Raw genomic sequence first — 7,312 nt, 5'->3', positions numbered from 1 at the left:
CCGCGGCGAGGTGATGGCCTACGAACAGGTCACACTGTATGGGCTGCCACTGGTCGCACGTCGCCGCGTCGGATATGCCCGCGCTGAGCCGGCAGTCGCGCGGGAATTGTTCATCCGCCATGCGCTGGTGGAAGGGCACTGGCAGACCCGCCATCACTTTTTCCGCGACAACGCGCGGCTGCGCGCAGAACTTGAAAAGCTGGAGGAGCGGGCTCGCCGCCGCGACCTGCTGGTCGGTGACGATGACGTCTTTGCGTTCTACGACGTCCGCATCCCCGCCGACGTCGTCTCGGCCCGGCGCTTCGACGCATGGTGGAAGCGGCAGCGGCACCAGACACCGGACCTGTTGACATTCGACCGCGACGACTTGCTGCGCACCGACGACGACGACGCCGATCGCCCGGACACCTGGCAGACCGGTGATGTCGCGCTGGACCTGACCTACCGGTTCGAGCCCGGCGCCGCCGACGACGGCGTCACGGTACACGTACCCATTGACGTGCTCGCCCGCTTGGGTGGCGACGAGTTCGCCTGGCAGGTACCGGCGCTGCGCGAGGAGCTGGTGACCGCGCTCATCCGATCGCTGCCAAAAGAGCTGCGCCGCAACTTCATTCCCGCCCCCGATACGGCCCGCGCGGTGCTGGCCAGAATCGATCCGGACAGCGAGCCGCTACTAGCAGCGTTGCAACGCGAATTGCGCCGCGGCACTGGCGTTCTGGTGCCCGTCGACGCCTTCGAGCTGAACAAGCTGCCGTCGCATCTGCGGGTGACATTTGCCGTCGAGTCCGCGGACGGCGCCGAGATCGCCCGCGGCAAGAACCTGCAAGCGCTACAGCAGCAGCTGACGACACGGACTCGGCACGCCGTCGCCCAGGCAGTCGCCGGTGAGCTGGAGCGGACCGAATTGCGCAACTGGCCCGAAGACCTTGACGAACTGCCGCGTGTCGTGGAGCGCACGGTTGGCGGCCGCGCCGTGCAAGGCTTTCCCGCCTTCGTCGCCGCGGGCCGTGCCGTCGAGCTGCGCATGTTCGCTACGGCCGCGGAGCAGGACCGGGCGATGGCACCGGGCATGCGGCGGTTGCTGCGGCTTAGCGTCACATCGCCGGTCAAAGCGGTTGAGCGGCAGCTTGGTCCGCGTACTCGTTTGGCGCTCGGCGCGAACCCGGACGGGTCGTTGTCGGCGTTGCTCGACGACTGCGCCGACGCCGCGGTCGACGCGCTGGCGCCGGCGCCGGTGTGGACGCGCCAGGAGTTCGCCGTGCTGCGCAGCCGAGTAGGGGGGGCTCTCGTGTCGACGACGGTCGACATTGTCGGCCGTGTGGAGAAGGCATTGTCGGCTGCGCAGGAAGTACAGCTGGTATTGCCCGCCCAGCCGCCGCCTGCGCAAGCCAAAGCGATCGCCGACGTCGGCGCTCAGCTGAGCCGGCTGTTGCCGCCCGGGTTCGTCACCGCCACCGGATACGCGCATCTCGCCGACCTCACCCGCTACCTGACCGCGATCCGTCGGCGCCTTGACCGGCTGCCCTACGCGATCGAGGCCGACCGCGAGCGGATGCAGCGGGTCCAGGCCGTGCAGCACGCCTACGACGAGCTAGTGCACGCGCTGCCGTCGGTGCGGGCCACCATCGCCGACGTCCGCGGCATCGCGCGGCAGCTCGAGGAGCTGCGGGTAAGCCTGTGGGCGCAGCAACTTGGCACGCCGCGCCCGGTGAGCGAGCAGCGGATCTACCGGGCGATCGACGCCATGCGGTCCTCAACCAGCACCGGGTGATCGGGATCCGATGCGGCCGAACCGCGGACGACCGGAGGCGTACCCGGGCTGGACTTAAGCTCGTCCAGCGCTTCTACTCGACCACACCTACGAACACCAGCGCGCGCTGCTGCGAACGGCGCTTCAAATCGGGGTTCGAAGCTGCGATCCGCGGCCGCCCAAAGGTTCTCAAAGACCCTTCTCAAAGACCCATTGCAGCATGAGTTACACGGCATGATGGCCTCATGGCAGTGCTACCCGACTCGCTGGCAGACATCAGCTACCAGCGGTCGCCCGCGATTCGGTGGGTCGCCGTGGCCGGTGCCGTAACGGGTGCCGTGCTGTATTCCAACTGGCTGCTCGAGATCGTTTTCACCCGAACGCTGCCCGATCCGGACATGTATATCAGTGAACTCTCCGCGACGGATCAGCCGTACGGCGAGTGGTTTCGCGGTTGCGATCGGGCGACCGCGGGCGTCCTGGTAGTTGCGGCCGTTGCTGCGCTCATCGGAGCTCGAGGCGGCCGGTGGACCAAGGGCGGGTGGTGGGCACTTGGGGTCTTCGCAGTGGCAACGGCCTTGGACAGCACGGTTTGGACGCTCGTGTGCGCGCCGAGTTCCAACCCCGCGTGTGCAGCCCGCGAGGCTTCGGGCACGGTGCCACTGACCCATCAGCTGCACTGGTTCAGCAGTGGGCTGGCGCTGGCAGCTGCGATTGCTTCGTTGCTGGCTTTTGCTATCGCCGATTGCTATGAAGGCGCCCCGGCGCCAACACGCCGCATCGGTCTGTTCATGTTGGCAGCACTGGTCGGAACCGCGATTTGGACCGGTGTGGCGATCCTCATCGACCGCCGTGACGTCCTCGGCATGGTCGGGGTCGCGCAACGGGCCGAGCTGGCGGCATCCGCCGGCTGGCTGATCTACGCCGGCCTCCGCACCGCTCGTACACGAAGCGAGATCAGCCGGTGAGCAAAGTCGCCGATGTCGACGTCGGCGGATACCGGGTGCACATCCTTGTCGACGGAGACAACGGTCCTGTCGCGGTGTTGTGCAGCTGCCTCGGCGGCGCGGGCTGCACTGGCGTGACACGGTCGCCGCCCTTGCGAGTGACCACACTGTGGTGCGATTCGATCGGCCCGGCACCGCGGTGACGTCCGCGCCCGGTCACTGTACCGTCGCAGGCGAGGCCGAGCGGATCGCGGCCGTCCTAGGTGTGTCCTAGGTGCCGTGCGGCGTCCGGATGAGGCTGTGGTGGTGGGGCATTCGGTCGGCGGCTTTATGCCGAGGCATTTGCGCGTCTGCATCCTCAACGCGCCCGCGCGTTGCTGCTGCTGGATGCCAGCATCGCCTCCAACGACCGCCGGTCCGCGCTGCCGCTGGTGGCCAAGCTCTCCGCCACCGACGCCGCTTTGGCGATGCTGCGCAGACTGCACCTACAGGCGCCGCTGACTCACGCCGGTCTCGTGTTCGCGCAGCGACGACGTCCTGGCGGAATTAATCGACAGATGCGCAATGAAATACGCTGTGCCGCAGCCGGACCTGAATTTCTTTTCACACTGTTCACCGAATATGCCGGCTACCATGAGCTGGCGGCCGAGCTGTGCAAACTCCGGGACAGTTATCCATTGCCGCCGGTGCGAACGAATGGTGGTCACCGCCCACGCGGGTGGGCGCACCCGACGCTGCCGCGCCCAGCAGATCCGGCTGACCAAAACCCTCGGCGCAGAGCACATCACGATCGCTCCCGCCGGCCACCTCGTGATGATCGAACAGCCGCTTCGCACCGCCGACCTCATCCGCACAATTGCCAGCGGAGGCACACACCGTTGCCGCGCCGAAAATGCAGACGAGGTGTCGACGCCGCCGCCGGCATCGACCGCAAGCTCATCGACGAACTGGGCACCTGCCGCTACCTTCCGAAGCTGCCTCGGCAGTGTTTCAGGTTGTCTCCCAGCGGTATTTCAAAACCAGCATAGTGATCACGACCAACCGTGGGTCGGCGCCTGGGGCGAGATCCTCGGCGATACCACCGATAACCGCAGCCATGCTCGACCGCTTCCTACACCGCTCCGCTCCGTGGTATCAACCTCGACGGGGAGTGCTACTGCCCAGAGCTCCGATCATTACTCCTTTGGCACTCCGAGGGCACTCCGAGTAGATTTCTAAGCTGAGCCATGCGCCTGATCGCTGAATTCTAGATAAGATGCGAGCTGCTCGCCGAACAATTTCACGGATTCCTTGTCCAGCATCTCTTCATGTGCACACTCGACGGGATATTCAACGATTTTTCCAGCAATATATGGATGCCATATTGGCGCCAGTGTTGAGCCATCACTTCGCTTTGCCGAAAAAATGATCATATCGCCATCAAATATATCTGGTACATGTTGCGACAAAGCCTGAATTCCAATATTCAAATTTTTAATCAGGATTTCCACAATATTTTTGGAAGGGACTGGAAACTCTAGCATTTCGTGCTGATGAAGTAGTTTTTCAAATTGCTGGTAGGCAAGATTTTCCGAGTGTTCAATATTGATGTTATTCATTTGCAGGAATCTGTTAAGAACATAGGTCTCGGCAACCGCATTTTCATCCAATACCTCACTATTGTGGCCGTCGGCTGAAGCTGGCCCTAAAACGGGGTCTAGAACCAGCAGACGTTGCACTACGCGCCCGCGGCGGTGCAGCTCTACGGCGAGTTGCTGCGCGACAACGGCACCAAAGGACCAGCCGAGTAGATGGTATGGATCTTGCGGATACAGTTCCTGAATTGTATCGGCGTGGCTCTTGGCGATGTCCCGGACTGATCTGGGCTCAAATTGGTTGCTCAACGGCAGTTGAAGTCCGATGATGGGGCAGTCCACATACGAAGCTAAGTTTCGGTATGGCCAGCTGAGCCCTCCACCCGGAGGCAGACAAAAGAGCGGAACTCCGGTGCCCTGCTTAAGCACCTCGATCGGAACAACCTCAGCTGAGCTCTTAGCTGAGTCAAGCCGCCGGCTGAGGCTTGCGACTGTGGGCGCCTCAAATAATATCCGCACTGGGAGATCGATATCGAACGATTTATTGATCGCTGCGATTACCCGCATTGCCGATAATGAGTCCCCGCCTAAATCGAAAAACGAATCGTCGATACCAACCCGCTCCACTCCCAACACCCGGGCGTAAATACCGCTCAGGATTTCCTCGGCGGCACTGGATGAGGCCCGGTAGCGGTCAATATCCCCATATTGGGGAGCGGGCAAGGCGGGTACGTTGAGTTTGCCGTTCAGCGTCAACGGCAGTTTGTCTACCGCTACCACCGCCGCGGGCACCATGTAGCGCGGCAGCCGGTCGGCCAGCGCCGCGCGGATGCGGGCCACATCCACACTGCCGGTGACATATCCCACCAACCGCGGGTGTCCCGGGTGGTCCTCGCGAGCGATCACCGCCGCCTGATCCACCCCGTCCAGTTGCGCCAGTGCTGCGGCAACTTCGCCGGGTTCGATGCGATACCCGCGGATTTTAACTTGTTCATCGCGCCGGCCCAGATAGTACAGTTGGCCGTCAGCTCCCCAACGTGCCATATCGCCGGTGCGATACATCCGTGCACCAATTCCTCCGAATGGGCAGGCTACAAATCGTGCTGCGGTTAATCCTGCTCGGCGCCAATACCCGACACCTACCCCAGCGCCGGCAACATATAGTTCCCCAGCTACCCCGACCGGCACCGGGCGCAACCAGCCATCGAGCACGAATAACGCCGCCCCCGGTACTGGTGACCCGATCGGCGGCACCCCCGAACCCGCCACCAACGGCGCGCTCATCGACGCATACCATGTCTCGGTAGGGCCGTAGGCGTTGATCATCACTCGCCCGGGCGCCCACCGATCGACCACCTCAGCCGGACACGCCTCACCAGCCACAATCAAGGTCGTTGATTCCAATCCTTCCGATGACAACACGCTGGCCGCGGAGGGGGTTTGACTAAGCATGTCGACGTGCTCAGCTACCAGCAGGACGTGCAGGTCGGCGGGGGAGCGGGCGACATGTTCGGGTATCACCACGAGACGTCCGCCGTGGAGCAGTGCACCCCAGATTTCCCACGATGAGACGTCGAAGCCATACGAATGCCATTGGGTCCATACCCGCCCGACCCCGGCTGCGATGGTCTTCCCATCCAGCGATGCCAATAGTGCGGTGATGTTGTGGTGGCTGACGGCGACGCCTTTGGGTGTTCCGGTGGTACCCGAGGTGTAGAGGATGTAGGCGATATTGTCCGCAGCCGGGTAGGGCAGCCCGGTGTCGGGATAGGCGCCAAAGACCGGGCTAGCGATATCAATCACAACCAATTCGTGGTCTACCAGTCGGTGTATCAGGTCAATTGTGGTGAGTGCGGCTATCGGGGCGGCGTCGTCGATCATGAATTTCACCCGCGTCTCCGGGAGTGCTGGATCGATGGGGAGGTAAGCCGCCCCGGTTTTTAGCACCGCCAGGATCGCTGTGATTGCTTGAGATGACCGCTCAAACAACAGTGCTATGACCTCACCAGGGCCCGCTCCACGGCTGACCAACAGATGCGCCAAATGGTTAGCGGCCACATCCAGCTCGTGGTAGGTAAATGAATTGACTTGGTCCACCAGCGCAATGGCTTCAGGGCAAGCCCTCGCCCGGCTAGCAAACAGGGCAGGAATGGATACCGCTGGCCTTTGCTGGGTCAATACCGCGCGATTACCGATCGTATCGAGGCGGGCATGCTCATCGGTGTCGAGTAGATCAATGGTCGACAACCGCTGGTCGGGATCGATAGTCATCGCTATCAGTACACGCTCGAGCCGTTTGACCAGCGTTTGAATTGTTTGGGCATCGAACACATCGGTGCGGTATTCCACCACGCCGTCAATCCCGGCGGGCCGGCCAGCGTCGGTGAAACGCTCGGTCAGAGAAAACATCAAGTCCATGCGGGCAGTTTGGGTATGCACCGTCATGGGCGTGATGTCCAGATCACCCAGGACCAACTCAGCAGAGTTGTTGTTTTGCCAGGCCAACATCACCTGAACCAGGGGATGATGAGTCAGCGACCGGACCGGGTTCAACTGCTCGACGAGCATCTCAAACGGCACATCTTGATTCTCGAAAGCTGCCAAACTCCGGGTTCGCACCTGGGCCAATAATGCAGCGACGCTGGGATCACCGCCTACCTGGACCCGCAACACCAGGGTGTTGGCGAAAAATCCCACCAACTTATCGAGGGCTGGGTCACTACGACTGGCCACTGGAACCCCGACCACCACATCAGTGCTACCGCTGATCTTGGCGAGGAGCACCACGATAGCGGTCTGGATCACCATGAAAATGGTTGCTTGATACTTCTGAGCCAGCCGCACCACCCGCTGCTGCAGCCCCGCCGACCATTGCACAGGGCCAGTGGCACCGCGGTGATCAGCAACTTGCGGATAGGGTCGATCGGTGGGCAATTCCAGCCACCCAGGCATCCCGGCCAGCTCATTTTCCCAAAACTTCAACTGAGCAGCGATGCCACTACCGCTATCAGCAAACTCGCCAAGTTTCTCGCGTTGCCAGC

General features: G+C 62.4%; 4 protein-coding genes. 3 read left to right on the top strand and 1 reads right to left on the bottom strand.

Annotated elements, in window-relative coordinates:
- The 3 genes from F0Q45_RS22890 to F0Q45_RS22880 form a co-directional block, all read left to right on the top strand.
- The coding region (locus tag F0Q45_RS22890; RefSeq protein WP_149656092.1) for a DUF3418 domain-containing protein at nucleotides 1-1,771 on the top strand (1,771 nt) is incomplete at its 5' end.
- Between the two features lie 224 nt (nucleotides 1,772-1,995).
- Entirely contained in the window at nucleotides 1,996-2,718 is a 723-nt protein-coding gene (locus F0Q45_RS22885) for a DUF998 domain-containing protein (protein ID WP_149656091.1), read from the top strand.
- Between the two features lie 871 nt (nucleotides 2,719-3,589).
- A complete protein-coding gene (locus tag F0Q45_RS22880) occupies nucleotides 3,590-3,907 on the top strand; it encodes an ATP-binding protein (protein ID WP_149656090.1) in 318 nt (105 codons plus the stop codon).
- A 4-nt stretch (nucleotides 3,908-3,911) separates the two neighbouring features.
- On the opposite strand, the gene F0Q45_RS22875 is transcribed toward F0Q45_RS22880, so the two are convergent.
- Nucleotides 3,912-7,312 (bottom strand): non-ribosomal peptide synthetase (locus F0Q45_RS22875; protein WP_149656089.1); only part of this gene is annotated, 3,401 nt, incomplete at its 5' end.

Source organism: Mycobacterium simiae, assembly GCF_008370645.1.
Taxonomy (GTDB): Bacteria; Actinomycetota; Actinomycetes; order Mycobacteriales; family Mycobacteriaceae; genus Mycobacterium; species Mycobacterium simiae_A.
Note: the sequence above shows the minus strand (reverse complement) of the source record. Positions and strands in the feature narration are given on the sequence as shown.

Excerpts from the sequence above, each read along its gene's own strand:
- F0Q45_RS22880 (WP_149656090.1), top strand. The coding sequence starts at position 3,590 with ATGCAGACGAGGTGTCGACGCCGCCGCCGGCATCGACCGCAAGCTCAT.
- F0Q45_RS22885 (WP_149656091.1), top strand. The coding sequence starts at position 1,996 with ATGGCAGTGCTACCCGACTCGCTGGCAGACATCAGCTACCAGCGGTCG.